The organism is Micromonospora sp. NPDC047548 (genome assembly GCF_040642975.1).
Taxonomy (GTDB): Bacteria; Actinomycetota; Actinomycetes; order Mycobacteriales; family Micromonosporaceae; genus Micromonospora.
In genome coordinates this window covers 253,729-277,983 of the sequence record NZ_JBEYTI010000004.1, presented here as the reverse complement: position 1 = coordinate 277,983, position 24,255 = coordinate 253,729, and the positions used below count along the sequence as shown (strand labels likewise).

Annotated in this window: 24 protein-coding genes and 1 pseudogene; 14 read left to right on the top strand and 11 right to left on the bottom strand. The window is 74.1% G+C overall.

Annotated elements, in window-relative coordinates:
• Positions 1–30: 30 nt before the first annotated feature.
• The 3 genes from ABZ807_RS06555 (at position 31) to ABZ807_RS06545 (ending at position 2,660) form a co-directional block, all read left to right on the top strand.
• The gene (locus tag ABZ807_RS06555; protein ID WP_357153630.1) at positions 31–1,077 is read left to right on the top strand and encodes an acyl-CoA desaturase; all 1,047 of its coding nucleotides are present in this window, start codon (positions 31–33) and stop codon (positions 1,075–1,077) included.
• A gap of 141 nt (positions 1,078–1,218) precedes the next feature.
• Positions 1,219–1,512, top strand: a complete 294-nt coding sequence (locus ABZ807_RS06550) for a 4a-hydroxytetrahydrobiopterin dehydratase (protein ID WP_357153628.1) — start codon at positions 1,219–1,221, stop codon at positions 1,510–1,512.
• Positions 1,509–2,660, top strand: coding sequence for an FHA domain-containing protein (locus tag ABZ807_RS06545; RefSeq protein WP_357153626.1), 1,152 nt, complete (start codon positions 1,509–1,511; stop codon positions 2,658–2,660). The genes ABZ807_RS06550 and ABZ807_RS06545 overlap by 4 nt, the downstream gene beginning before the upstream one ends.
• Before the next feature lie 62 nt (positions 2,661–2,722).
• On the opposite strand, the gene rocD is transcribed toward ABZ807_RS06545, so the two are convergent.
• The 3 genes from rocD to ABZ807_RS06530 all read right to left on the bottom strand — a co-directional run bounded on the left by rocD (position 2,723) and on the right by ABZ807_RS06530 (position 5,785).
• Complete coding sequence (gene rocD / locus ABZ807_RS06540) at positions 2,723–3,937, bottom strand: ornithine--oxo-acid transaminase (RefSeq protein WP_357153624.1); 1,215 nt, start codon at positions 3,935–3,937, stop codon at positions 2,723–2,725.
• On the bottom strand, positions 3,934–4,749 hold the full coding sequence (ddaH, locus tag ABZ807_RS06535) for a dimethylargininase (RefSeq protein ID WP_357153731.1): 816 nt from the start codon (positions 4,747–4,749) through the stop codon (positions 3,934–3,936). Before ddaH ends, rocD begins: the two co-directional genes overlap by 4 nt.
• Positions 4,750–5,089: 340 nt before the next feature.
• Complete coding sequence (locus ABZ807_RS06530) at positions 5,090–5,785, bottom strand: UbiA family prenyltransferase (RefSeq protein WP_357153622.1); 696 nt, start codon at positions 5,783–5,785, stop codon at positions 5,090–5,092.
• A 115-nt stretch (positions 5,786–5,900) separates the two neighbouring features.
• Between ABZ807_RS06530 and ABZ807_RS06525 the strand changes: the two genes are divergently transcribed.
• Positions 5,901–6,710: a DNA-formamidopyrimidine glycosylase family protein gene (locus ABZ807_RS06525; protein ID WP_357153620.1), complete on the top strand. Its 810-nt coding sequence runs from the start codon at positions 5,901–5,903 to the stop codon at positions 6,708–6,710.
• Between the two features lie 6 nt (positions 6,711–6,716).
• Here the strand turns inward: ABZ807_RS06525 and ABZ807_RS06520 are convergent, their stop codons facing one another.
• From ABZ807_RS06520 to ABZ807_RS06505, 4 genes are all read right to left on the bottom strand, one after another.
• The gene (locus ABZ807_RS06520; protein ID WP_357153618.1) at positions 6,717–7,583 is read right to left on the bottom strand and encodes an aminoglycoside phosphotransferase family protein; all 867 of its coding nucleotides are present in this window, start codon (positions 7,581–7,583) and stop codon (positions 6,717–6,719) included.
• A gap of 55 nt (positions 7,584–7,638) precedes the next feature.
• Positions 7,639–8,592, bottom strand: a complete 954-nt coding sequence (locus tag ABZ807_RS06515) for a hypothetical protein (RefSeq protein WP_357153616.1) — start codon at positions 8,590–8,592, stop codon at positions 7,639–7,641.
• 74 nt (positions 8,593–8,666) lie between these two features.
• The gene (locus tag ABZ807_RS06510) at positions 8,667–10,037 is read right to left on the bottom strand and encodes an FAD-dependent oxidoreductase (protein WP_357153614.1); all 1,371 of its coding nucleotides are present in this window, start codon (positions 10,035–10,037) and stop codon (positions 8,667–8,669) included.
• A gap of 24 nt (positions 10,038–10,061) precedes the next feature.
• Positions 10,062–10,211: a hypothetical protein gene (locus tag ABZ807_RS06505; protein ID WP_357153612.1), complete on the bottom strand. Its 150-nt coding sequence runs from the start codon at positions 10,209–10,211 to the stop codon at positions 10,062–10,064.
• A gap of 214 nt (positions 10,212–10,425) precedes the next feature.
• Between ABZ807_RS06505 and lysX the strand changes: the two genes are divergently transcribed.
• The 6 genes from lysX (at position 10,426) to ABZ807_RS06475 (ending at position 18,872) form a co-directional block, all read left to right on the top strand.
• On the top strand, positions 10,426–13,788 hold the full coding sequence (gene lysX, locus ABZ807_RS06500; protein WP_357153610.1) for a bifunctional lysylphosphatidylglycerol synthetase/lysine--tRNA ligase LysX: 3,363 nt from the start codon (positions 10,426–10,428) through the stop codon (positions 13,786–13,788).
• The gene (locus tag ABZ807_RS06495) at positions 13,785–14,474 is read left to right on the top strand and encodes a DUF998 domain-containing protein (RefSeq protein WP_357153608.1); all 690 of its coding nucleotides are present in this window, start codon (positions 13,785–13,787) and stop codon (positions 14,472–14,474) included. Before lysX ends, ABZ807_RS06495 begins: the two co-directional genes overlap by 4 nt.
• Positions 14,475–14,496: 22 nt before the next feature.
• Positions 14,497–14,811 carry a DUF6412 domain-containing protein gene (locus ABZ807_RS06490; RefSeq protein ID WP_357153606.1) on the top strand — a complete coding sequence of 105 codons (315 nt, stop codon included), beginning with the start codon at positions 14,497–14,499 and terminating at the stop codon, positions 14,809–14,811.
• 92 nt (positions 14,812–14,903) lie between these two features.
• Entirely contained in the window at positions 14,904–15,647 is a 744-nt protein-coding gene (gene yidC, locus ABZ807_RS06485; protein WP_357153604.1) for a membrane protein insertase YidC, read from the top strand.
• Between the two features lie 76 nt (positions 15,648–15,723).
• Positions 15,724–17,142, top strand: coding sequence for a carbohydrate-binding protein (locus ABZ807_RS06480; protein ID WP_357153602.1), 1,419 nt, complete (start codon positions 15,724–15,726; stop codon positions 17,140–17,142).
• 134 nt (positions 17,143–17,276) lie between these two features.
• A complete protein-coding gene (locus tag ABZ807_RS06475) occupies positions 17,277–18,872 on the top strand; it encodes a cellulose binding domain-containing protein (protein ID WP_357153600.1) in 1,596 nt (531 codons plus the stop codon).
• 15 nt (positions 18,873–18,887) lie between these two features.
• Here the strand turns inward: ABZ807_RS06475 and ABZ807_RS06470 are convergent, their stop codons facing one another.
• Both ABZ807_RS06470 and ABZ807_RS06465 read right to left on the bottom strand, forming a co-directional pair.
• Positions 18,888–19,559, bottom strand: coding sequence for a DedA family protein (locus ABZ807_RS06470; RefSeq protein WP_357153599.1), 672 nt, complete (start codon positions 19,557–19,559; stop codon positions 18,888–18,890).
• A 167-nt stretch (positions 19,560–19,726) separates the two neighbouring features.
• Positions 19,727–20,335, bottom strand: coding sequence for a DUF1349 domain-containing protein (locus ABZ807_RS06465; RefSeq protein WP_357153598.1), 609 nt, complete (start codon positions 20,333–20,335; stop codon positions 19,727–19,729).
• A gap of 397 nt (positions 20,336–20,732) precedes the next feature.
• On the opposite strand from ABZ807_RS06465, the pseudogene ABZ807_RS06460 reads away from it, so the two are divergent.
• Together ABZ807_RS06460 and fabG are read left to right on the top strand one after the other, a co-directional pair.
• Positions 20,733–21,116, top strand: a pseudogene (locus ABZ807_RS06460) (trehalose synthase); the annotation flags it as partial.
• A gap of 193 nt (positions 21,117–21,309) precedes the next feature.
• Positions 21,310–22,068 (top strand): 3-oxoacyl-ACP reductase FabG, encoded by a 759-nt coding sequence (fabG, locus tag ABZ807_RS06455; protein ID WP_357153597.1) that lies wholly within the window; start codon positions 21,310–21,312, stop codon positions 22,066–22,068.
• A gap of 40 nt (positions 22,069–22,108) precedes the next feature.
• On the opposite strand, the gene ABZ807_RS06450 is transcribed toward fabG, so the two are convergent.
• Together ABZ807_RS06450 and ABZ807_RS06445 are read right to left on the bottom strand one after the other, a co-directional pair.
• Positions 22,109–22,525 (bottom strand): hypothetical protein, encoded by a 417-nt coding sequence (locus tag ABZ807_RS06450; protein ID WP_357153595.1) that lies wholly within the window; start codon positions 22,523–22,525, stop codon positions 22,109–22,111.
• The gene (locus ABZ807_RS06445; RefSeq protein WP_357153593.1) at positions 22,518–22,913 is read right to left on the bottom strand and encodes a hypothetical protein; all 396 of its coding nucleotides are present in this window, start codon (positions 22,911–22,913) and stop codon (positions 22,518–22,520) included. The genes ABZ807_RS06450 and ABZ807_RS06445 overlap by 8 nt, the downstream gene beginning before the upstream one ends.
• A gap of 170 nt (positions 22,914–23,083) precedes the next feature.
• Between ABZ807_RS06445 and ABZ807_RS06440 the strand changes: the two genes are divergently transcribed.
• Entirely contained in the window at positions 23,084–23,983 is a 900-nt protein-coding gene (locus ABZ807_RS06440) for a Gfo/Idh/MocA family oxidoreductase (RefSeq protein WP_357153591.1), read from the top strand.
• A 96-nt stretch (positions 23,984–24,079) separates the two neighbouring features.
• Positions 24,080–24,202, top strand: coding sequence for a hypothetical protein (locus ABZ807_RS06435; protein WP_357153589.1), 123 nt, complete (start codon positions 24,080–24,082; stop codon positions 24,200–24,202).
• Positions 24,203–24,255 lie beyond the last annotated feature (53 nt).

Genomic DNA, 24,255 nt, shown 5'->3' with positions numbered 1-24,255 from the left:
CGGCCCGGACCAAGGACTGGGGGAGCGGAGATGGCGCGTTCAGCGGTGGCGGACCAACCGGTACGACGCGGCAGTGACTACGCGGTGTTGTCCCGACGGATCAGCGAGGCCGGCCTGCTGGAGCGCCGCCCGGGCCGGTACGCGGCGCGGATCGTCCTGACGGCGGCTTTCTTCCTGGCCGGCTGGGCCGTGGTGGTGGCGGTCGGGGACTCGTGGGCGCAGCTGCTGGTGGCGGTGGGCATGGCGGTCGCCACCACCCAGGTGGCCTTCCTCGGCCACGACGCCGGGCACCGGCAGATGTTCCGCCGCCGCGGCCCCAGCGAGTTGGCCGGCCTGCTCGCCGGCAACCTGGCGGTCGGGCTCAGCTACGGCTGGTGGGTCGACAAGCACAACCGGCACCACGCCAACCCCAACCACGCCGACGAGGACCCGGACGTCGGCGGTGGCGCGCTGGTCTGGACGTACGAGCAGGCGGCGGCGACCCCGGCCTACCTGCGCTGGCTGGCGCGGCGGCAGGCCTGGCTGTTCTTCCCGATGCTGCTGCTGGAGGGGATGCACCTGCACGTGGCCAGCGTCCGGGCGCTGGTCGGTCGCTCGGGCGGCGGCTGGCGGACGCCGATGCGGCACCGGGGCGTGGAGGCGCTGCTGCTCATCGCGCACGCCGTCGGCTACCTGGGGCTGCTGTTCACGGTGATGTCGCCGGCGAAGGCGCTCGCCTTCATCGCCGTCCACCAGGGACTCTGGGGCCTCTACATGGGCTGCGCGTTCGCCCCGAACCACAAGGGCATGCCGATGCCGACGGACTCCGACGGCCTGGACTACCTGCGCAAGCAGGTGCTCACCTCGCGCAACGTGCGGGGCGGCCGGTTCGTCGACGTCGCGCTGGGCGGGCTCAACTACCAGATCGAGCACCACCTGTTCCCGAACATGCCCCGGGGCAACCTGCGCCGGGCCCAGCCGATCGTGCGGGCGTACTGCGCGGAGAGCGGCGTGCCCTACGCCGAGACCGGGCTGGTCGAGTCGTACCGGCAGGCGTTGGCACACCTGCACGAGGTGGGCCGGCCGCTGCGCGGCTGACCCGGTACGCGCGACGGGGCGGCACCGCCACCGGTGCCGCCGCTGTCACCATCGGTGCCGGATCGGGCACGCGCGGTCGCCGATGCCGGCCCGGTCCGGCGCGTCCGGCCCCGCCGATCCCGGTCCCGGTAGGGTCGGGCCATGACAGACCTGCTCACCGCCGAGGCGGTGCGAGGGAAGCTGGGCGGGCTGGCGGACTGGTCGGGCGACCCGACCGGGATCAGCCGCACCGTCGAGCTGGGCAGTTTCCCGGCCGCCATCGCGGTGGTCGACCGGGTGGCGGAGGTGGCCGAGCGGCTCGACCACCACCCCGACATCGACATCCGGTGGCGGACCGTGACCTTCCGCTGCGTCACCCACTCGGCCGGTGGGGTCACCGACCGCGACGTGGAGCTGGCGCGCCAGATCGACGACATCGTCCGGAGCGCCCGATGAGATTCGAGATCAGCAAGGTGCTGGACGCCATCGAGGGGCGGGTCTGCACCGACCCGTCGCTGGCCCGGGCCGTCCTCGACCTCGCCGAGGTGATCCGCTACCAGGACCTCGACGGGGGCCGGCCGGCCAGCCTGCTGCGGCTGGGCATGGTGATCGACGCGCTGTCCCGCCAGTTGGAGGAGGACAGCGTCCCGGTCTACGCCGTGGTGCACCGGGCGTTGCTCTCCGACGCCGACCTCACCTCCAACGAGCGGATGGTGGTCCGGCGCTGGGCGGACGACGGTCTGGTCGAGGTGCTGGACAATCCGGGCGACCGGATGCTGGAGGTGGCCGATCTGCTCGGGCTGCCGGTGCTCACCCGGGTCCGCTTCGACGGCCTGCGCGGCCGGTTCCCGTGGCTGGTGGAGCAGCCGGGCCGGGTGCTCGCGCCGGTGCCCGGCGCCGGCGGCCCGGTCTTCGTCGCCCACGTCGGCGGCGGCCCGAACCCGGTCGAGGGGGACCGCTCGCCGGTCGGCGCGAAGCTGCTGGCCCGGCAGTGGCGCTGCCCGGAGCCGGGCTGCGCGCTCTTCGGCGGCGGCGGGGGCGGCGGTGCCTTCGCCGACCTGGCCCGGGTCGAGCGCGCGCCGGCCGGCCAGCCGCCACCCGCGCTGCGCAATGGGGTGCCGACCTGCCCGCGGCACGGCACCCGGCTCGGCGACGCCGGGCCGCGCCCCCGCAGCGAGGTGCTGGCGGTGCGGATCGGCGGCCTGGTCCGGCGGCGGTTCGTGCTCACCGAGGAGCAGCCGGTGCTCCTCGGGCGGGCGCCCGAGGCCAGCGGCGGGATCGTGCTCGGCCAGTGGCTCAACGACGAGGCCCGGCGCTGGATCAGCCGCAGCCACCTCAAGCTGGAGCTGCGGGTCGGCGAGGTGATCGTGACCGACCTGAGCACCAACGGCTCCGGCATCCGCCCGCACGGCTCGATGACCGAGGCGGAACGGATCCCGCTCGCGCCGAACCAGTCCCGGGTGCTCGGCGGCGCCGACATGGTGGAGCTGTATCCGGGCGTCCAGGTCGGCCGCGCCCGCGAGCTGCCCACCGACGCCCCGTTCACCCCCACCTCGGTGATGGCCGAGGCGCCCACCATGGCCATGCGCCTGCCCCGCCCCTGACCCCCGACAGACGACGGCGGGCGCCGGGACCACGGTCCCGGCGCCCGCCTGTCGCGTAGGTGTCAGCCGGCCAGCACGGCGGCGAGCTGAGCCACCGCGTGATCGATCTCCTCCTCGGTGATCACCAGCGGCGGGGCCAGCCGGATGGTGGAGCCGTGGGTGTCCTTGGCCAGGACGCCCCGCTCCATCAGCCGCTCGCAGGCCTGGCGGCCGCTCATCAGCGCCGGGTCGATGTCCACCCCGGCCCAGAGGCCACGGACCCGGACGGCGATCAGACCCCTGCCGACCAGCCCCTCCAGGCCGGCGCGCAGCCGCGCGCCCAGCTCGGCCGAGCGGCGCTGGAACTCGCCGGTGGCCAGCAGCCGGACCACCTCGGTGGCGACCGCGCAGGCCAGCGGGTTGCCGCCGAAGGTCGAACCGTGCTGGCCCGGCTTCAGCACCCCCAGCACGTCCGCGTTCGCGGCGACCGCCGACACCGGCACGATGCCGCCGCCGAGCGCCTTGCCCAGCAGGTACATGTCCGGTACGACGCCCTCGTGGTCGCAGGCGAAGGTGTGGCCGGTCCGGCCCAGGCCGGACTGGATCTCGTCGGCGATGAAGAGCACGTTCCGCTCGGTGCAGACCCGCCGCACGCCCGGCAGGTAGTCCGCCGGGGGCACCACGACGCCCTGCTCGCCCTGGATCGGCTCCAGCAGCACCGCGACGGTGTTCTCGTCGATCGCGGCGGTCAGCGCTGCCAGGTCACCGTAGGGCACCACGGTGAAGCCCGGGGTGTACGGCCCGAAGTCGGCCCGAGCGTCCTCATCGGTGGAGAAGCTGACGATGGTGGTCGTCCGGCCGTGGAAGTTCCCCTCGGCGACCACGATGTTCGCCTGGCCCGGGGTGACGCCCTTGACCTGGTAGCCCCACTTGCGGGCCACCTTGATCCCGGTCTCCACCGCCTCCGCGCCGGTGTTCATCGGCAGCACGAGCTCCTTGCCGCAGAGCGCGGCCAGCTCCCGGCAGAAGTCGGCGAACTGGTCGTGGATGAACGCGCGGCTGGTCAGCGTCAGCCGGTCGAGCTGCTCGTGCGCGGCCTGGATCAGCGCCGGGTGCCGGTGGCCGAAGTTCAGCGCCGAGTAGCCGGCGAGGCAGTCCAGGTAGCGGCGCCCGTCCACGTCGGTCAGCCAGGCGCCCTCCGCGGAAGAGATCACCACCGGCAGCGGGTGGTAGTTGTGCGCGGTGTGACGCTCGGCGTCCCGTACCGCGGCCGGAGTCCGCAGCATGTCCTCGATCACTTGCTCGCCTTTCCCTGACGGAGTCGCAACGTGCAGCACTTCGGTCCGCCGCCGGCCTTGCGCAGCTCGGACAGATCGATCCCGATGGTCTCGTAGCCCCGGTCGCGCAGCTTCGCGGCCAGGTCGGTGGCTTGCGCCGGCAGCACCACGTGCCGCCCGTCGCTGACCGCGTTCAGCCCCAGCACCTCGGCGTCGGCCATGGTGGCGTGCACCGCGTCCGGGAAGAGCCGGCGCAGCACCGCCTGGCTGCCGGGGGAGAACGCCTTCGGAAGATACGCCACGGTCCGCTCGTCGAGCACGGTCAGTGCGGTGTCCAGGTGGTAGAAGCGCGGGTCGACCAGCTGCATCGTGATCACGGGGTAGCCGAAGACCTCCTGCAACTGAGCGTGCGAGGCGTGCGCCGTGCGGAAGCCGGTGCCGGCGAGCAGGTGGTCGCCGGCCAGCAGGACGTCGCCCTCGCCCTCGTTGACGTGCTTCGGGTCGTACATCTCGAAGCCGGCGGCCTCGAACCAGGCGCGGTAGGCGGGGGCCTCGTCGGCGCGCTGCGGGTCGCGGAACTGCACCGCCATGGCCCTGCCGTCGATCACCGTGCCGCCGTTGGCGGCGAAGACCATGTCCGGCAGGCCGGCGACCGGGTCGATCAGCTCGACGGAGTGGCCCAGGTCGAGGTAGGTCTGGCGGAGCCGCTCCCACTGCCGGATGGCGAGATCGGCGTCGACCGGCGCGGTCGGGTCCATCCACGGGTTGATGGCGTAGTCGACGGCGAAGTACGTCGGCCGGCACATCAGGAAGCGCTGGCTGGTGGCGTCCATCGTCATGTCCTGCTCCTGGGGGTCGGGCGCGCCCGGCCACCTCGGCCGACGGGCTGGCGCCGTGCGTCAACGGTATGCGGCGCCGGCCGACGACATCCACCGCCGAGGCTTGCGTACGCCGACGAATCGTTGCGTCTAGCGCCCGGCGGACGGTGATGTGTTGCGTGCACGCCCGACCGGTACGACGACGGGGCCGCCACCCCCGCAACGGGAGGTGACGGCCCCGGAACGCGCTTCCGGGGTGGCGAGCCGCCGCCCCGGAAGGATGCGTGCCCGGCTGGTGAACCACCAGACCGGTCGGGCGTCGCCGGCGCGCCGCCGGCGAGCGGGAAGGTGCCCGTCAGAGCCGATCGACAAACTGTGAGTCGAGCCACTCGCGGAACCGCGACACCCAGTCGCCGTCGGTGGTCGGCCAGTCGAACTGGCCGGTCATCGCGACCACGCCGAGCACCACGGCGGCCAGGCCCAGCAGCACGCCGATCAGCGCGTCGGTCTTGCCGGCGACGTGCCGCCGCCGGGTGGCGACCAGGCCGAGGACGGAGAGCACCGCACCCGCCGCGCCGACCGCGCTGCCGTATCCGGCCAGCGTGCCGGTGAGCAGGAAGAGCGCGCCCGCCACCGAGACGATCAGGCCGAGCGTGGCCAGCAGGCTGGCCCGCGGCTTCGGCCCGGCGACCACCGGGGTCTCCGGGCGGACCTCGTCCCGGTCCGCGGTGCGCGTCACGTCGCGGTCCCGGCCCGGGCCGACCGTCCGCTCCGCGGCGGGGGCCGGGACGGGCGGGGCCGACCGGGCGTCCGCGTCCGCGCCGGCGAGCCGGCCCGACGCCGTAGGCCGGGGCTCGCCGTCGACCGGGGCCACCGGGCCGGACGGTCCGCCCGTCGCCTCGGGGCGCGCGGTGGCGGCGCGGGCCAGCGCGCCGCGCTCGGCGGCCCGGCGCTCCGCGTCGGCGTCGCGGGCGTCGACGCGCCCGTCGCCGTTCGTGTCACTGGTGGGCGCCGGCTCGGTCCGGCGCGACAGCGAAGAAATCTTCACCATGAACACCTCCTCATCGATGCGTGGTGGCCTCGGGAGCGCCGGGAGGCAGCCACGCGGTATCACGGCTGTGGTACCCAGCGGCCCGATCCGCCACACCCCGGCTACCGTTGCCGTCGTGCCAGAGGGACACACCATCCACCGCCTGGCGGCCCGGCACGCCGAGCTGTTCGCCGGCGACAAGGTGCACGCCGCCAGCCCGCAGGGCCGCTTCGCCGAGGGCGCCGCCCGGCTCTCCGGCACCCTCCTCGACGGCACCGAGGCGTACGGCAAGCACCTGCTGCACCACTACGCCGGCGAGCTGACCCTGCACGTGCACCTCGGCCTGTACGGCAGGTTCAGCGACGGCGCCGGGGAGCCGCCGCCCCCGGTCGGGCAGGTCCGGTTGCGGCTCACCAGCGACCGGCACTGGCTCGACCTGCGCGGCCCCACCGCCTGCGAGCTGCTCACCCCGCCCGAGGTGGCCGCGCTGCGCGACCGGCTCGGCCCCGACCCGCTGCGCGCCGACGCCGACCCGCGCCGGGCGTACGAGCGGATCGGGCGCAGCCCCACCCCGCTCGCCGCGCTGCTGCTGGACCAGTCGGTGGTGGCCGGTACCGGGCTGATCTTCGTCACCGAGGCGCTGTTCCGGGCCGGGCTGCCGCCGACACTGCCCGGCCGGGAACTGACCCCGGCCGGCTGGGACGCGCTCTGGGCCGACCTGGTCGAGCTGATGACCCTGGCCCTCGTGCGCGGCCGGATCGACACCGTCCGCGACGTCCACCTGCCGGAGGCGATGGGTCGCCCGGCCCGCGTCGACCGGCACGGCGGCGAGGTGTACGTCTACCGCCGCCCCGGCGAGGCCTGCCACGTCTGCGCGACGCCGGTCGGCCGGGGCGCGCTGGCCGGCCGCAACCTCTACTGGTGCCCCACCTGCCAGTCCGGCTGACTCCGCTCAACTGCCGTCGACGAGCCAGCGGACCACCTCGACCTGGTTGGTGAAGACGGCGTCCGCGTCGATGCTCCATGCCAACGTCTGCCCGATCGTCCAGCCCAGCACCCGTTCCCGGTCCAGCCCCAGTGCGCCGGTGATCCGGTCCAGCCGGCGCCGCACGGCCGCTGGCGAGTGACCGAGCTCGGGGCCGCGCACGATCGGCACCACTGCGAACTCCCGTTCGCCGACCAGCGGCTTCGGGTCGATCACCAGCCACGGCTCGCGGGTCGACCGCAGCACGTTGCCGGCGTGCAGGTCCTGGTTGACCAGCACCTGCTCGCCCTGGTCGTCGACCAGCTCGGCGAGCCGGCCGAGCGCGGCGTCGACCAGCCGCCGCTCGTACGGCCGGCCGGCCTGCTCCCAGTTCACCGGCAGGCTTTCCCGCCAGCCGGCCGCCTCCTCGGCGAGCGGGGTGAACGGCGCGCCGGCCGGCCGCCACAGCCGCGGCAGCAGCCCGGCGACCACGTCCAGCGCCTCGTCGGGCGGCAGCTCGTGCAGCGGTGCGCCGGGCAGGCAGCGTTCGACCAGCAGCGCCCGGCGCTCCGGGTCGTGCGCGAGCAGGCGTACCGCCCCGTCGCCGGCCCAGTGGGCGAGCGCGTCGGCCTCGTGCCGGCTGTCCGGGTCGGGGTACTGGAGCTTGAGTACCGCCCGGGTGCCGTCGGGCAGGTCGGCGGGCATCGCCAGCGAGGCGAAGGCGTACGGGAACGGCGGCCCGAGCCGCAGCGACCACCGCTCGGCGCACTCGTCCCGCCACCGGGGCAGCGCCGCCAGCCAGTCCCGCCCGGTCGCCACCCGCCGCACCCACGCCAACCCCTCCGGAATCTCCATCCGGCCATCTTCGCCTGTTGTGAAGAGTTGTTGTCGTCCCAGCGACAGCAACTCTTCACGATCCCGGTTCCCAGCCCGCCGCTGTGAGGGCGGCGCGGAGCTGGGCGGCCACCTCCGTCGGGCGGCGGCGGAGGTCGAAGGCGGTGAACCGGAGGATGCGGTCGCCGGAGATCCAGATCCGGTTCTGCCGCCGCAGGTCCGCGGCCCAGTGCCGGACCTCCATGTGGTGCGCTCCGTCGACCTCGACGTGCAGCCCCCAGCGTCGCCAGTACGCGTCGAGATAGCGCACCCTTCCGTCCGCGTCCTGACGTCGTTCCTGCAGTTCAGGCGCGGGCAGGCCATGTCGCCGGCAGAGCCGGACCAGGTCGATCTCCGACAGCGCCTCGGCGCCGCCGGCCAGGTCCGCGATGGTGTGCCTGATCAACGCCGCCCGCCGTGGCCGCGGCAGGCGCCGGAGGGTCGCGTCGAGTTCCGCCGGGGTGACGCGCCGCTGCTGGACGCCGGCGGCGAGCGCCGCCTGGGCCTCGTTGTCGGTACGCATCCACTGTGCGGCGTCCAGCAGGGAGCGGGCCATGGTGGTGCGGTCCGGTCGTGCCCGCTGGCGGTCGGCGTCGGGAAGGTGCCGGGTCCGCCGGACACGTACGGCAGGCATGCCGAGCGGGAGACGGCGTAGCAGGTCGGGAGCCTGCCGCTGGTACGGCACGAGCACGTCCACCGCCTCGTACCGCCAGCGTCCGCGCAGGCCGCCGGCCCGGGCGGCAGCCAGTCCGGCCAGCACGGCGCCGTTGCCGGCGGCCAGCACCGCCACCCAGCGCTGCTGGTCGGGCATGACCTCGCCACCACCGACGCGGAGGATGCCCCGACAGACCCGCTCCCAGCGGCCCGTGGCCACCAGGCGGCGCACCTTGCCTGGCGTCAGCTCCCGGGTGGCCTGCGCCCAGCTCAGCACCCCCGCCTGCGCGAAGAGCAGCCAGTCCAACGCCCCCGCGTCATCATCCGGAATCCGCACCGCACCAGCAGACCCGATCGTGTGAAGAGTTGTTGTCGCCGGGACGACAACAACTCTTCACACCTGCCGACGGGTCAGCGGGCCAGCACGTCGACGGCCTTACGGGCGGCGATCAGCACCGGGTCCCACACCGGCGCGTACGGCGGGGCGTAGCCCAGGTCCAGCGCGGTCATGTCGTCCACGGTCATGCCGTTCCAGAGCGCCACGGCGAGCGCGTCGATCCGCTTGGCCGCCTCGGAGCGGCCGACGATCTGGGCACCGAGCAGCCGCCCGGTGGGGCGCTCGGCGAGCAGCTTGACGGTCATCGGGCGGGCCCCGGGGTAGTAGCCGGCCCGGCTGGTCGATTCGGCCCGGACCGAGACGAACTCGAAGCCAGCTGCCGTGGCGTCCTTCTCCCGCAGCCCGGTACGCCCCACCTCCAGGTCACAGACCTTGGTCACGGCGGTGCCGATGACGCCGGGGAAGGTGGCGTACCCGCCGCCGATGTTGATCCCGACGACCCGGCCCTGCTTGTTGGCGTGCGTGCCGAGCGGGACGTGCACGGGCATCCCGCTGACCCGGTGCAGCGTCTCCACGCAGTCGCCGGCCGCCCAGACGTCCGCCATCCCCGGCACCCGCATCCGCCGGTCCACGCGGACCCCGCCGGTGGGGCCCAGCGGCAGGCCGGCGGCTGCGGCGAGCGCGGTGTTGGGGCGTACCCCGAGGCCCAGGACCACGAGGTCGGCCGGCGCCGGCCCGTCGGCGGTGACCACCGCGGCGACCCGGCCGTCGCGCTCCTCGATCCCGGTCACCTCGACGCCGGTGCGGATCTCGATGCCGACGCCGCGCATCGCCGTGGTCACCAGGGCGGCCATGTCCGGGTCGACGGTGGACATCGGCTGCTCGGCCCGCTCCACCAGGGTGACCGAGAGCCCCCGCTGGACCAGCGCCTCGGCCATCTCCACCCCGATGTAGCCGCCGCCGACCACCACCGCCCGGCGCGGCTTCGGCTCGCCGTCCAGCCAGGCGCGCACCGCCGCGCCGTCGTCCAGGGTCTGCACGCCGAAGACGCCGGCCACCCCGTCCCGGGCCCAGTCGGGCTGCGTCGGCACCGCGCCGGTGGCGTACACCAGGGTGTCGAACCGCTCGCGCCGCTCGCCGCCGCGCTCCAGGTCCCGGGCGACGACCTCGCGGCGCTCCAGGTCGATGCCGGTGACCTCGGTGCGGACCCGCACGTCGATCTGGTGCTCCTCGCGGAAGGCCGTTGGGGATCGGACGATCAGGTCGTCCCGTTCCGCCACCGTCCCGCTGATCCAGTACGGGATGCCGCACGCCGAGTACGACGTGAAGTGCCCCCGCTCGAACGCGACGATCTCCAGATCGTCGCGACCGCGACGGCGGCGGGCCTGGGACGCCGCCGCCATGCCGGCGGCGTCCGCGCCGATGACGATCAGCCGTTGCGCCACGCTGCCCAGTCTTCCACGCGGGAATCAGCCGCGGGTCTGTCGCGCCACGTCGGCCACCACGTCCTCCAGCCGGCCGGTACGGGCGAAGACGGCCCGCTGCCGGGCGGCGCCGCGGCTCCGCCCCGTGCCGCCACCCCGCTGGCCATGGCCACCACCGTCCGTCTGTGTCGACACCGCGGCGGGACCGCCGCGGTGTCGATGCGTTCAATACCCAGCGTGTCGGGCGACGGAAACGCGCCGCGCCGCGCCGCGCCGACGGATGCTTACGATGGGCCCGTTCCAGGCCCCGGTGCTACCGAGGCACCCGCCCCGGTAGCACCGGGACACCCCGTGGTGACCGGCACGGACGCGGGGCCGGGCCGCCGGTGCAGGACGCGAGGGAGGTCAGGTGACCCCGACGACCGTGTCGCACTCCATGACCGCACCGGTGGCAGCCGGTGGCCGCGGCGACGGACGGCCGCCCGGCCGTGACTGGCGGCGGCAGGTCCCGCGGGTGTTCGCGACGCTGCTGTGGTTCATCGCCGCCGTCTGCGCGCTGGCCGCGCTGAGCAGCGCGCTCCGCGCCGACATCCAGCCGATCCGCACCGCGATCGACACCCTGCTGCTGCCCGCGCCGGCCAACCTGGCGTACGCGGTCTTCATCGGCACCCTCGCCGCCGCGGTGCTGCGCCGCAAGCGGCTGGCGTACCGGGTGCTGGTCGTCTACTTCACGCTCAGCCTGGTGGTCGGCGTACTGGCCGCCCTGCTCCTGGTGGTCGTCGGCGCGGAACGGCTCACCGACGACGCCGGGCAGCGAATCTTCAACCTGATCGAGACGGTCGGCGTCTGGGTCGGCATCGGCTTCGCCGCCGCCGCGCTGGTCCTGCTGCTGGTCGCCCGAGGGGAGTTCTACGCCCGGGTGCGCAGCGGCGCCACCCGGCGGGCACTGGCGGTCTTCTTCGGGCTGGCGGCGGCCGCCGCCGGCGTCGGCTACCTGCTGCTGACCGCAGTCCCGGGCAGCCTGCGCAGCTGGACGGACCGGCTCGGGTACGCCGTCGAGAAGGTGTTCGGCGGCGCGGTCACCCTGGACGTCACCCGGCAGGGGCAGGCGCCCGGCTGGGTCAACCTGCTGCTCGGCGGCTTCGGGGCGGTCGCCTTCCTGGCCGGGCTGTTCACCCTGCTGCGCTCGCAGCGGGCCGCCGCCGTGCTGCACCCGGAGGAGGAGCAGCGGATCCGGGAACTGCTCGCCCGGTACGGGGGGCGCGACTCGCTCGGCTACTTCGCCACCCGCCGGGACAAGGCGGCCATCTTCTCGGCCAGCGGCAAGGCGGCCGTCACCTACCGGGTGGTGAACGGGGTCAGCCTGGCCAGCGGCGACCCGGTCGGCGATCCGGAGGCCTGGGGGCCGGCCATCGACGCGTGGCTCGGCCAGGCCCGGGAGTACGCCTGGACTCCGGCGGTGATGGGCACCAGCGAGGCCGGCGCGCGGGCGTACCACCGGCATGGGCTGAAGGTGCTGCAACTGGGGGACGAGGCGATCCTGCTGACCCGGGAGTTCGACCTGGACGGGCGGGACATGCGCCCGGTACGCCAGGCCGTGCACCGGGTCGAGCGGGCCGGCTACACCGCCCGGGTACGCCGGCACGCGGAGATCCCGCCGGAGGAGCTCGCCGCCCTGGCCGCCCTGGCCACGGCGTGGCGGGACACCGAGTACGAGCGGGGCTTCTCGATGGCCCTGGGCCGGCTCGGCGATCCGGCCGACTCCGACTGCGTGCTGGTGGAGGCGCGGGACGGGGCGGGCCGGGTACGCGCGCTGCTGTCGTTGAGTCCGTGGGGCACCGACGGGCTCTCGCTGGACCTGATGCGCCGCGACCGGACCGCCGAGAACGGCGTCATGGAGTTCATGGTGGCGGCGCTGCTCGCCGCCGCCTCCCGGCTCGGCGTGGGGCGGGTCTCGCTGAACTTCGCGGTGTTCCGCTCGGTCTTCGAGCAGGGCGCCCGGATCGGCGCCGGCCCGGTGATCCGGCTCTGGCGGCACGCCCTGCTCTTCTTCTCCCGCTGGTGGCAGCTGGAGTCGCTGTACCTGTCCAACGCCAAGTACCAGCCGCACTGGACGCCCCGCTACCTCTGCTTCGGGGAGCGCCGGGAACTCGCCCGGGTGGGCATCGCGGCGGCGGTCGCCGAGGGCTTCCTCGCGCTGCCTGGCGGTCGCCCGTCGCCGCTGTACGGGGCGCCGCCGGCCCACGGCGGGGTGGGGTTCGTGCCGCCGGACGCCGGCACCGTGCGCGCGGTCGCCCCCGAGCCGGCGCCCGAGCACCGGCCGGAGCAGGCCCGGGTCCGGCTGGCCAAGCTGGACCGGCTGAAGGCCGAGGGGATCGACCCGTACCCGGTGGGTTTCCCGCGGACCGACAGCTGCGCGGCGGTCCGCGAGCGGCACGCCGGCCTGGCGCCGGACACCGGGACCGGGGAGACCGTGTCGGTGGCCGGCCGGGTGCTGCTGGTCCGGGACTTCGGCCGGGTCTGCTTCGCCACCATCCGGGACGGCAGCGGCGACCTCCAGCTGATGCTGGAGCACGACCTGGACCGCTGGCGGGCAGCCGTCGACATCGGCGACCACGTCGGCGCGACCGGTGAGGTGTACGCCACGAAGCACGGCGAGGTGTCGGTGCGGGTGACCGACTGGCGGCTGACCGCCAAGTGCCTGCGGCCACTGCCGGACAAGCACCAGGGGCTGGCCGACCCGGAGGCCCGGGTCCGCCAGCGCTACCTGGACCTGGCCACCAGCACGGCGGCGCGCGACCTGCTGCGGGCCCGGAGCGCCACCCTGCACAGCCTGCGGCAGTCCCTGGTCGTCCGGGACTTCCTGGAGGTGGAGACGCCGATCCTGCAACGGGTCCACGGCGGGGCCAACGCCCGCCCGTTCGTCACCCACAGCAACGCGTACGACCTGCGGCTGACCCTGCGCATCGCCCCCGAGCTGTACCTCAAGCGGCTAGCGGTGGGCGGGGTGGAGCGGGTGTACGAGCTGGGCCGGGCGTTCCGCAACGAGGGCGTCGACTTCAGCCACAACCCGGAGTTCACGGTGCTGGAGGCGTACCAGGCGTACGCCGACTACCACGACATGCGCGAGCTGGCCCGGGAGCTGATCGTCGCGGCGGCGGTGGCCGTGCACGGCACCCCACTGGTCCGCCGCCCCGGCGCCGGTGAGCCGGTGGACGTCGGCGGCGAGTGGCCGGTGCGCACGGTCAACGAGGCGGTCTCCGCCGCGCTGGGCGAGGAGGTCACCGTCGAAACCGGGCTGCCGACGCTGCGCAGGCTCTGCGACCGGGCCGGGGTGTCGTACGACCCGCGCTGGGGGCGCGGCGAGGTGCTGCTGGAGCTGTACGAGCGGCTGGTCGAGGCGCGGACCGAGGTGCCCACGTTCTACCTGGACTTCCCGACCGACGTGTCCCCGCTGACCCGCCGGCACCGGGCCGAGCCCCGGCTGGCCGAGCGCTGGGACCTGGTGGCGTTCGGGATGGAGCTGGGCACCGCGTACTCGGAGCTGGTCGACCCGACCGAGCAGCGGCGGCGGCTCACCGAGCAGTCGCTGAAGGCGGCCGGCGGCGACCCGGAGGCAATGGAGCTGGACGAGGACTTCCTCACCGCGCTGGAGTACGCGATGCCGCCGACCGGCGGCCTGGGCCTGGGCGTGGATCGGCTGGTGATGCTGCTGACCGGGCGGTCGATCCGGGAGACGCTGCCGTTCCCGCTGGTCCGCGAGTCCTCGTGAGCCTGACGCGGCCGGTCCGGGCGCTGCCGGCGGTGGCGCTCGCGCTGGCCGCGGTGCTGTACGCCTCCTGGCTGCTCGGCCCGCTGCTCAACCCGGCGCTCGACCTGACCCACGGGTACACCAGCGAGTTGGCCGCCCGGGATCAGCCGTACCACCTGGTCTTCGGGGCGGGGGACGTGCTGACCGGGCTGCTCGCCACGGTCGTCGGCGTGCGGCTGGCCACGGGTGTCCGGGACGCGTCCCGGCTGGCCTGGCTGGGGCTGGCGCTGTTCGGGGTGGCCACCGCGCTGGACGGCGGGGTGGCCTCGATGGACTGTTCCCCGTCGACCGACGCGCGCTGCGCCCGGCTGGCGGCGCTGGGCGCCCTCTCCTGGCGGCACCAGGCCCACTCGCTCACTTCGTCGCTGGCGGTGGCCGGCGGGGTCGTCTCGTTGGTCGCGATCCTGGCCGTGCTCCGCGCCCCGGCGTGGCGGCGGTGGGGGATCGCGGTGGCGGTGGTCCTGCTGGTCGGCACCGTGGGCACGATGGTCGAGGCGGCGCGTCCGGATGCCGCGCCCGGGGCCTGGCAGCGGGTGCAACTGGTCGGGCTCTCCGGCTGGCTGCTGCTCGCCGCCGCGGTCGCGGCCAAGCCGGCCACCGCGATCCCGGCCGGGCCGGCCGCCCGCGATCCCGGCGGCAGGGCGTGACACCGGGTCCTAGGCTGGTCCCGTGCCGGGATCGCTGCTGGCGGTAGCTCAGCTGTGGGCGTACGCGCTCACCGGCCTGACGCTGCTCGCGGACCGTCCGGCCGAGCTCCTGGCCGGCGCTGCGGTGGTGGCCGCGCTGCTGCTCGCGGCACTGCTGGCGGCGCGCCCCCGCCCGGTGGGCGGGCCGGCCCGGGGTGGCCGCCGGGCAGTGGGCCTGCGGGAGCGGGCCCGGCGCCGGCGGGTGCCCCGCCAGGTCGACCCGGACGCGGCCGGCCGGCCGCGTCCCCGGGCCCCGGGGCGGCGTCCCTCGGTCGGGTGGCGCCCGGTCGCGGGCTGACCCCCGCGCGTCGCCGCCCGGCCGATTCCGTCGTCATCCGTCCCGCTGGGCCCCGCCCCGGGACGTCCGGAATCGGACCGAGGGGTCATTCCATGCTCGCCTTCTCACCCGTGCACGACGCGGTGGGCGCCGCCGGCGCCGCCGTCACCTGGCTCGCCGACGCGTTCGCGCCGCTGACCGGCGGGGCCGCCACCGCCGCCGCGATCGTCCTGTTCACCATCGCCGTCCGGCTGCTGATCTCGCCGCTCACCCTGGCGCAGGTCCGCGGGGAGCGGCGCCGCGCGGCGCTCGCCCCCGAGGTCCGCCAGCTTCAGCAGCGGTACGCCGACGACCCGGCCCGGTTGCAGTCGGAGCTGTTCGCGCTCTACCGGCGGGCCGGCGCCAGCCCGGTCGCCGGCTGCCTGCCGGCCCTGCTCCAGGCGCCGTTCTTCGTGGTCATGTACCGGCTCTTCGCCACCGGCGAGGGCGGCGGCGGGCTGCTCGACGAGCGGCTGGCCGGGGTGCCGTTGGGCTGGCACCTGGGCGACGGGCTCGCCGTCCCGGTCGTGCTGGTCTTCGGCCTGCTGCTGGCGGCGCTGACCGGCCTGGCCTGGTTCTCGTCCCGGCGGGCGGAGCGCGCCGCGGCGGGCACCGGCACGGTGGCCGGTACGCCGACCGACGGGCCGGGGGCGGCCGCGCTGGGCCGGCTGGTCCCGCTGCTGCCGTATGCGACCGTGCTGGTGGCGCTGGTGGTGCCGCTGGCGGCGGTGCTCTACCTGGTCACCACCACGGGGTGGACCGCGCTGGAGCAGGTGGTGCTGCGCCGGCCGCAACCGGAATTCATCGACAAGCGTTGACATGGGTCTGGGTGGGGCGTACAACTCGCAGTCAGAGAGCGCTCTCTCGACCCGTCCCCGCAGAGAGGCATCCCCGATGAATCCTGTCCCGGCGGCCCCCGCCGCCCCCCATCCCCCGGGCCGGTCACGTCGGCGGCTGTCGCTGGCCGTCGCGCTCGCCGCGGCCACCACCGCGCTGGCCGGCGTGACCGTGACCGCCCACGCCGCCGTCCCGCCGCCCCCGTCCGGCTGGAGCCTGATGTGGAGCGACGACTTCACCGGCACCGCCGGGACCCTGCCCTCCGCCGCCAACTGGATCGTCGACACCGGCACCAGCTACCCGGGCGGCCCGGCCAACTGGGGCACCGGCGAGATCCAGACGTACACCGCCAGCACCACCAACCTCGCCCACGACGGCGCCGGCAACCTGCGGATCACCCCGGTCCGGGACGCCGCCGGCCGGTGGACCTCGGCCCGGATCGAGACCGTCCGCACGGACTTCAAGCCGCCGGCTGGGGGAGTGCTCGCCATCGAGGGGCGGATCCAGATGCCCAACGTCACCGGGGCGCAGGCGGCCGGATACTGGCCGGCGTTCTGGGCGCTCGGCTCGCCGTACCGGGGCAACTACCAGAACTGGCCGGGCATCGGCGAGTTCGACGTGATGGAGAACGTCAACGGCCTGAACCAGGTCTGGGGCGTGCTGCACTGCGGGTACGCCCCGGGCGGCCCGTGCAACGAGTTCAACGGGCTGGGCAACACCCGGGCCTGCCCCGGCAGCACCTGCCAGTCCGCCTTCCACACGTACCGCTTCGAGTGGGACGCCTCGGTCAGCCCGCAGCAGCTGCGCTGGTACGTCGACGGGCAACTCTTCCACACCGTGGGCCAGAACCAGGTCGGCGAGCCGTACTGGACCCAGATGACCGGCCACGCCGGCTACTTCCTGCTGCTCAACGTCGCGATGGGGGGCTCGTTCCCGAACGGGGTGGCCGGTTCCGCCACGCCGACCGCCTCGACCGTCTCCGGCCGGTCGATGCTGGTGGACTACGTCGCGGTCTACCGCCGGGGTACGTCCACCACGCCACCCCCGACGACCCCGCCGCCGTCCGGCGGCGTCGACGCGTACGGAACGATCCAGGCCGAGGCGTTCACCGGGCAGAACGGGGTGATCGTCGAGGCGTGCGCCGAGGGCGGGCAGAACATCGGCGCCCTGCGCGACGGTGACTGGGTCCGGTACGACAACGTGGAGTTCGGCGCGGCCCCGCCGCGCGACTTCCTCGCCCGGGTGGCCTCCGGCGCGGCGGGTGGGGTGAGCGGCCTGGTCGAGGTGCGCCTGGACAGCCCGACCAGCGTGCCGATCGGCAGCTTCGCCATCGCCAACACCGGCGGCTGGCAGAGCTGGCGTTCGGTGCCCGGCAACGTCTCCGCGGTGACCGGGCGGCACACCGTCTACCTGACCTTCAGCAGCGGTCAGAGCGCCGACTTCGTCAACGTCAACTGGTTCACCTTCCGGCGCTGATCCGCCGGGGGCCCGCGTCGGTTGACGCGGGCCCCCGATCGGTGCGAAAAGAGACCTGGACAAGAACAGTTAACAGTCTTAATAATAAGCGCGCACGTCGACATCCATGGATCTATGGCAGTCCGGAGGGTCGCATGACGCGTTCCAGATCCCTTCTCCTCTCCCTGATCGCCGCGCCGGCCGCGCGCGCGGCGACGTTCGCCGTCGCGCTCGCCGCCGCCCTGGTCGCGGCCACCGTCGTGGCCCCACCGGCTGCGTCCGCCGCCACCGCCGCCTTCGTCCGCACCGCCAGCTGGGAGAGCGGGTACGAGGCGAAGTTCACCGTCACCAACGACACCTCGGCCAGCATCAGCTCCTGGAACGTGCAGTTCGACCTGCCCGCGGGCACCTCGCTCGGCACCTTCTGGGACGCCCGGCTGACCACCTCCGGCCAACACGTCACCGCGGTCAACCAGTCCTGGAACGGCACCCTCGCCCCGGGTGCCAGCACCACGTTCGGCTTCGTGGCCAGCGGCACCGGAGACCCGACCAACTGCACGGTCAACGGCGGCGCCTGCACCGGCGGCGGCGGCAACCCGTCCGCTCCGGCCACCCCTGGCGGCCTGCGGGTCACCGGCACCACCGCCTCCTCGGTCGCGCTGGCGTGGAACGCCGTCGGCGGCACGGTCACCGGCTACCGGGTGTACGAGGGCTCGACCGTCCGGGCCACCCTCACCGGCACCTCGACCACGGTCGGCGGGCTGGCCACCTGCTCCGCGCACAGCTACACGGTGGCGGCGTACAACTCCTCGGGCGAGTCGGCGAAGTCCGCGCCGGTCTCCGCCACCACCACCGGCTGCACCGGCGGCGGCAACGCCCCGATGGCCGCCGCGCCCTACCTCTACCCGGGCTGGGGCGACCCGCCCGCGCCGTCGACGGTGACGGGGGCGACCGGGATCAAATGGTTCACCATCGCGTTCATGCTCTCCGGCGGCGGCTGCACCCCGGCCTGGGACGGCACCGGCCCGCTCACCGGCGGCGCGCATGCCAGCACCATCGCCGCGATCCGGGCCGCCGGCGGTGACGTGATCCCGTCCTTCGGTGGGTGGAGCGGCAACAAGCTCGGCCCGAACTGCTCCTCCGCCGCCGCCCTCGCCGGGGCGTACCAGCAGGTCATCAACGCGTACGGGCTGAAGGCGATCGACATCGACATCGAGAACAGCGACGAGTTCGAGAACGAGGCGGTGCAGGACCGGATCCTCGGCGCGCTGAAGATCGTCAAGCAGAACAACCCGGGGATCAAGACCATCGTCACGTTCGGCACCTCGACCACCGGACCGTCGTACTACGGCACCCGGCTGATCAACCAGGCCGCCGCGCTCGGCGCGAACATCGACACCTTCACCATCATGCCGTTCGACTTCGGCGGCGGCGCCAACATGTACCAGAACACGGTCAACGCGGCCGAGGGGCTGAAGAACGCGCTGAAGACCGCCTTCGGCTGGTCGGACGCCACCGCGTACGCGCACATGGGCATCTCCGGCATGAACGGCCTCTCCGACCAGCAGGAGCTGACCTCGCCGGCCACCTGGACGCAGATCCGGGACTGGGCCAAGGCCCGCAGCCTGTCCCGGTTCACCTTCTGGTCGGTCAACCGGGACCGCCCCTGCCCGGGCGGGGGAGTGGTCTCCAACTGCTCCGGAATCGCCCAGAACACCTGGGAGTTCACCTCGATCACCGCGCAGTACTGAGCGAGGGCGACGCGGTCAGCGACCGGCGGTCACCGACTGCCGGTCGCGCCGCGCCCGTCGCTTGCGGACCTTCTTCGCCACCCAGCTGACGATCATGACGGCGAAGATGGCGAAGATGACGTAGTTGAACCAGCTGCTGTACCGGTCCACGTCCTCCCAGCGCGACCCGAGCGCGAAACCCAGCCCCACGATCAGGGCGTTCCACACCCCGCTGCCCAGCGTGGTCAGCAGGACGAACTCCCCCAACGGCATCCGGTCCGCCCCGGCCGGGACCGACACCAGGCTGCGCACCACCGGCACCACCCGGCCGATCAGCACCGCCCACCGGCCGTACCGCTCGAACCAGCGGTCGGCCTTCTCCAGGTCGTCCCGATCGACCAGCGGGATGTGGTCCAGCCAGCGCTTCAACCGCTCCTCGCCGAGGGCCGCGCCGAGCCAGTAGAGAACCAGCGCGCCCAGCAGCGAGCCCGCCGTCGCGGCGAGCACGATCACCACCAGGTGGAACCGGCCCGCGCTGGCCAGGTAGCCGGCCATCGCCAGCACGACCTCGCTGGGGATCGGCGGGATGATGCTCTCCAGGGCCACCAGCAGCGCCACCCCGACGGCGCCCATCGAGTCGATGACACTCGCCACCCAGCCGGTCAGTCCGGTGAACTGGTCCGGGTCGATGTTCTGGGCGAGAGCCATGGGCGTCCTTCCGAAAAGCAGCGGGGACCCGAACAGGCGGCCGGGACCCGAACAGGCGGCCGGACCCGAACAGGCGGCCGGGATCCGACAGGCGGCCGGGATCCGACAGTGGTACCCGCGCCGCCGCCCCTCATACCTTCCGGTGCCCCACCCCACTGACCGCCCGCTCAGCCCTGCGGGTGTAGCTCCCGGTCGGCCGGTCCCCGCCGCCAGCCGGTGAACCGGACGGTCAGCCCACCCCGGGTCGGCGCGCAGCAGAACGGCCCGGCCGACGCCGCCGCCTCCGGGGCCAGCGGGGCGAGCCGGACCAGCCGCCACGGCCCGTCCGCCACCCGGGCCCGGACGGTCAGCGCGTCACGGTCCCGGCTGGCCCGGACGGTGACCTCCCGCCCGGCCCACTCCGGCACCGGCGCCACCGACCAGTCGGAGACCTCCCGGGTGACCACCGCGCCGAGCTGCGGCTCGCCGTCACTGACCTCCACCCCGGCCTTCACCCAGTTCCGCTCGTCCACCCGGACCAGCACCCCGGCCTGGTCGAACTGCTCGCCGTAGTCCAGCCGGAAGCTCACCTCGACGGCGCTGCCGCCGAGCAGCGGGGCGAGCAACGCCACGCCGTCGTCGTGCACGAACCCGTAGCTGGTGTGCCGCCAGAAGTCGCTCTCCGCGCCCGGCTCGACCAGCAGGTCACCCTCGTCGGTCCGTTCGGTCCGCACCGGCTCGCGCAGCCATCGGCCGTCGTTCCAGTCGACGTCCCGCAGTGTCTCGTCCTCACCCATGCCGGCACCGTACCGCCGTGACCGGGCGGCCCCGCCGGCCCGAGCGCGGTCGCCTCGCGTTTGCCGGGACGGCCGATCGGAGAAACAAGAGGGCATCCCGTTCAGGTACGTGATGGTGTGTCCGTTTCGGGTTGATGGTCGCGTCAGGATGGCGCCCGTTTACGACTGGAACGTTGGCAGCTGAGCTAGTCGACACGCCGGGGCGACTACAGCTGAGCCGCCAACGATCACGGGCTGGATGGGAAGCGATTGCGGCACGGACGGCGCCGCGGGCGAACAGCAGGGCAACAACCAGCGTGTATCAGACCAGACCTGGATGAGATGCCCGCTAAGGTCGGCATGGGTGACAGGTGGGGTAGTACGTCTGGTCCGGCATCGAGCCGGCGGACCGGCACACAAGGGCGAGTTCAGCTACGAGAAGGTCAACGTGACCGCCCAGCGCGGCGACCAGAAGTCGCTGCTGTCCTGGTTCGAGCGGATGATCCGTATGCTGCGCGAGGCTCCGGAGATCGGCTCCGCCGCGACGACGCACATCGACGTGCCAATGCCGGCCGGAGTGCTGGCGCACCGCGCCGACGGGCCCACCGAAACGATGGTCTTCCTGCACCACCTCGGCACCGAGGACGTCGAGGTCGACCTGAGCGTGCTCGCCCCCGAGGTGGACTTGCCGGCGGACGTCCTCACCGACTGCGGGTACGGCGAGGTCGGCAAGCTCGACAGCCTCAAGCTGGCCGGCTACGGCTACTGCTGGATCCGGCTCTGCCGGGGCGCGGCGGTCTGAACCGCGCCGTCCGGCCCGGACCCGGGCGCGGCGGTGTCCGATGTGCCGGGACATCGCCGGGGCGGTGTCCGATGTGCCGGGACATCGCCGGGGCGGTGTCGAGGGGTGCGCACCGCTGGTCCGCGCCGGTCCCGGTGGGCGTACCCCTGGGTTAAGCTCCTTCGATCGAGCCACAAGTTACCGGGAGGTAATCATGTCGGAGGAGCCCCGCGTCGCCATCGTGACCGGAGCCGCACGCGGCATCGGCGCGGCCACCGCCCGCCGGCTGGCCGCCGACGGCATGGCCGTCGCCGTGGTCGACATCGAGGAGTCGGCGACCAAGGAGACCGTGGACGCGATCGCCGCCGCCGGCGGCCAGGCCCTCGGCGTCGGTGCCGACGTGGCCGACCGGTCCCAGGTCGAGGCCGCCGTGCAGCGGGTCGCCGCCGAGTTGGGTGCGCCGACGGTGCTGGTCAACAACGCTGGTGTGCTCCGCGACAACCTGCTGTTCAAGATGACCGACGCCGACTGGGACACGGTGCTGGGCGTGCACCTGCGGGGTGCGTTCCTGTTCAGCCAGGCCGCCCAGAAGCACATGGTCGAGCGGAAGTGGGGCCGGATCGTCAACCTCTCCAGCACCTCGGCGCTGGGCAACCGGGGCCAGGCGAACTACTCCGCGGCCAAGGCCGGCCTGCAGGGCTTCACCAAGACCCTCGCCATCGAGCTCGGCCCGTTCGGCGTCACGGTCAACGCGGTCGCGCCCGGCTTCATCGTCACCGACATGACCGCCGCCACCGCCGCCCGGATGAAGGTCGACTTCTCCGCGTTGCAGCAGCACGCGGCCGCCGAGATCCCGGTCCGCCGGCCCGGCCGGCCGGAGGACGTCGCGCACACCATCTCGTTCCTGGCCAGCGAGGGCGCGTCCTTCGTCTCCGGCCAGGTCATCTACGTCGCCGGCGGCCCCAAGGACTGACCCGGCAGCCTCCCGCCCGGCTGGTCCCGGGCGGGGCGCCTCAGCCGGCGGGCTGGCGGGTGCGGTAGAGCCAGAGGAGGCCGAGGACCGGCAGGACCAGCGGGATGTAGCCGTAGCCGCTGCCGAAGCCCGACCAGACCGTCTCGTCCGGGAAGAGCTCCCTGTCCACCAGGCTCAGCACGCCCACCCCGACGACCCCGACCAGCTCCACCGAGCAGCAGGCGAGCGCGACCCGCCGGCCGGCGTGACCGGCCCGGGCCAGCCCGACGGCGGCGACGATGTAGATCACCGCGGCCAGCGCGGAGAGCAGGTACGCCACCGGCGCCTCGTCGAACTTCGTGGCGATCTGGAGCCCGGCCCGCGAGGTCGCGGCGATCGCGAAGAGCAGGTAGACCGCGATCAGCAGCCGCCCCGGCCCGGCGTTGGTGGCGCGCTCGGGCGCCCGGGTCTCAACCACCGACGACCTCCCAGGTCTGCTGGAGCCGGACCACGACCACCGGGGTGACCAGGCAGATCGCGCAGACGATGGCCGAGCCCCAGCGGGTCGGCTCCATCCGGGCCAGCACCCAGGCCAGCGGCGGCAGGCAGACCAGCGTCACCAGGTAGCCGAAGAAGGCGCCAGGCTCGCCCGGCCGCTCGCCGCCACCGAGCGCGACCAGCGCCACCACGGCCAACGCGAGCAGCGCCACCTCCAGGACCGCCAGGCCGACGAACTGGAGGCGGTCCGGCGCGCGGTGGCGCACCGCCGCCACCAGGCTCCAGAGCGCGAGTACGAGCGACAGCACGATCGTGGCCGTCGCGAGGATCCCGTCCACCGGCGAGCCGGCTGAGGCTGCGCTGGTCATCGCGGGCACACCGTCCCAGTCTCGGTCACCGGGACAGCCTACTAACCGGCGTAGTAATCACCCTCGCCCCGGTCGCTCGCCACGTCGGCCGCACCTGCCCGGCCGGGGGCGACTAGGTTTGGATCACGGCCACGGCACTGCCGTGGCGGACGACGACACCGGGGGTTCTCGTGCTGCGGTTCGGCTTGTTCGGCACCGGTCACTGGGCGGCGGAGACGCACGCCGCCGCGATCGGCGCGCACCCGCGCGCCGAGCTGGTCGGAGTCTGGGGGCGTAACCCGGAGCGGGCCGCCGAGCTGGCTCGCCGGCACGGCGTACCGGCGTTCGACGACGTCGACGCGCTGCTGGACGCCGCCGACGCGGTCGCCGTCGCGCTCCCGCCCGACATCCAGGCGGACATCGCCGTACGCGCCGCCACCGCCGGCCGACACCTGCTGCTGGACAAGCCACTGGCGCTCAGCCTCGCCGACGCCGACCGGGTGGTCGCCGCCGCCCAGCAGTCCGGGGTGGCCTCGGTCGTCTTCTTCACCCAGCGGTTCCACCCGAACGTCACCGGCTTTCTCGCCTCGACCGCCGCGGCCGGCGGCTGGCAGCACGCGCGGGCGACCATGTTCGCCTCGATCTACCAGCCCGGCAGCCCGTACGGCGGCTCGCAGTGGCGGCTCCAGCACGGCGCGCTCTGGGACGTCGGCCCGCACGCGCTGTCGATCATCCTGCCGGTGCTCGGCCGGGTCACCCGGGTGGCCGCGATGAACGGCCCGAGTGGTCTGGTCCACCTGCTGCTCACCCACGACGGCGGCGCCACCAGCGCGATCTCGCTCACCCTGGACGCGCCCCGCGAGGCGATGGCCCGGGACATCGTCTTCTTCGGCGAGAACGGCACCGAGACCGTCCCGCCAGGCGACGGCAACGCGATCGCCGCCTTCGGCACGGCGATCGACCAGCTCCTGGAGGAGATCGACGCCGGCACCCGGGACCACCGGTGCGACGTGCGCTTCGGCCGGGAGGTGGTGGAGATCCTCGCCGCCGCCGAGACCGCCCGCGCCGAGGGCCGCACGATCGACCTCTGAAGCCGGCAGACCACACCTCGCGGTGTGCCGGCCCGCGTGTCGCGCGGTCGCGGAACTCCCTCGCGGGGTCGCCGGCCGGTAGGTAGCCTGGCCGACATGTTCACGCACGCCCTGATCGACGTGGCCGCCGCGCCGGCCGCGCGGGGCCTCCTTCTGGTTGCCCGCCCGCGAGTCCGGCGCCCGGCCCTGGCCGGCCGGGACGCCCATTGCCGCGCCTGATCTAACCTCCGCACCGCCGCCCACCGGCCCGGCGGTGCGTCGCGTCCCACCCG

Excerpts from the sequence above, each read along its gene's own strand:
- ABZ807_RS06445 (WP_357153593.1), bottom strand. The coding sequence starts at position 22,913 with ATGACCAGCGCAGCCTCAGCCGGCTCGCCGGTGGACGGGATCCTCGCG.
- ABZ807_RS06475 (WP_357153600.1), top strand. The coding sequence starts at position 17,277 with ATGACGCGTTCCAGATCCCTTCTCCTCTCCCTGATCGCCGCGCCGGCC.
- ddaH (WP_357153731.1), bottom strand. The coding sequence starts at position 4,749 with ATGGACGCCACCAGCCAGCGCTTCCTGATGTGCCGGCCGACGTACTTC.
- fabG (WP_357153597.1), top strand. The coding sequence starts at position 21,310 with ATGTCGGAGGAGCCCCGCGTCGCCATCGTGACCGGAGCCGCACGCGGC.
- yidC (WP_357153604.1), top strand. The coding sequence starts at position 14,904 with ATGCTCGCCTTCTCACCCGTGCACGACGCGGTGGGCGCCGCCGGCGCC.
- ABZ807_RS06465 (WP_357153598.1), bottom strand. The coding sequence starts at position 20,335 with ATGGGTGAGGACGAGACACTGCGGGACGTCGACTGGAACGACGGCCGA.
- ABZ807_RS06555 (WP_357153630.1), top strand. The coding sequence starts at position 31 with ATGGCGCGTTCAGCGGTGGCGGACCAACCGGTACGACGCGGCAGTGAC.
- ABZ807_RS06520 (WP_357153618.1), bottom strand. The coding sequence starts at position 7,583 with ATGGAGATTCCGGAGGGGTTGGCGTGGGTGCGGCGGGTGGCGACCGGG.
- ABZ807_RS06550 (WP_357153628.1), top strand. The coding sequence starts at position 1,219 with ATGACAGACCTGCTCACCGCCGAGGCGGTGCGAGGGAAGCTGGGCGGG.
- ABZ807_RS06435 (WP_357153589.1), top strand. The coding sequence starts at position 24,080 with ATGTTCACGCACGCCCTGATCGACGTGGCCGCCGCGCCGGCCGCGCGG.
- ABZ807_RS06530 (WP_357153622.1), bottom strand. The coding sequence starts at position 5,785 with ATGGTGAAGATTTCTTCGCTGTCGCGCCGGACCGAGCCGGCGCCCACC.
- ABZ807_RS06470 (WP_357153599.1), bottom strand. The coding sequence starts at position 19,559 with ATGGCTCTCGCCCAGAACATCGACCCGGACCAGTTCACCGGACTGACC.
- ABZ807_RS06545 (WP_357153626.1), top strand. The coding sequence starts at position 1,509 with ATGAGATTCGAGATCAGCAAGGTGCTGGACGCCATCGAGGGGCGGGTC.
- ABZ807_RS06480 (WP_357153602.1), top strand. The coding sequence starts at position 15,724 with ATGAATCCTGTCCCGGCGGCCCCCGCCGCCCCCCATCCCCCGGGCCGG.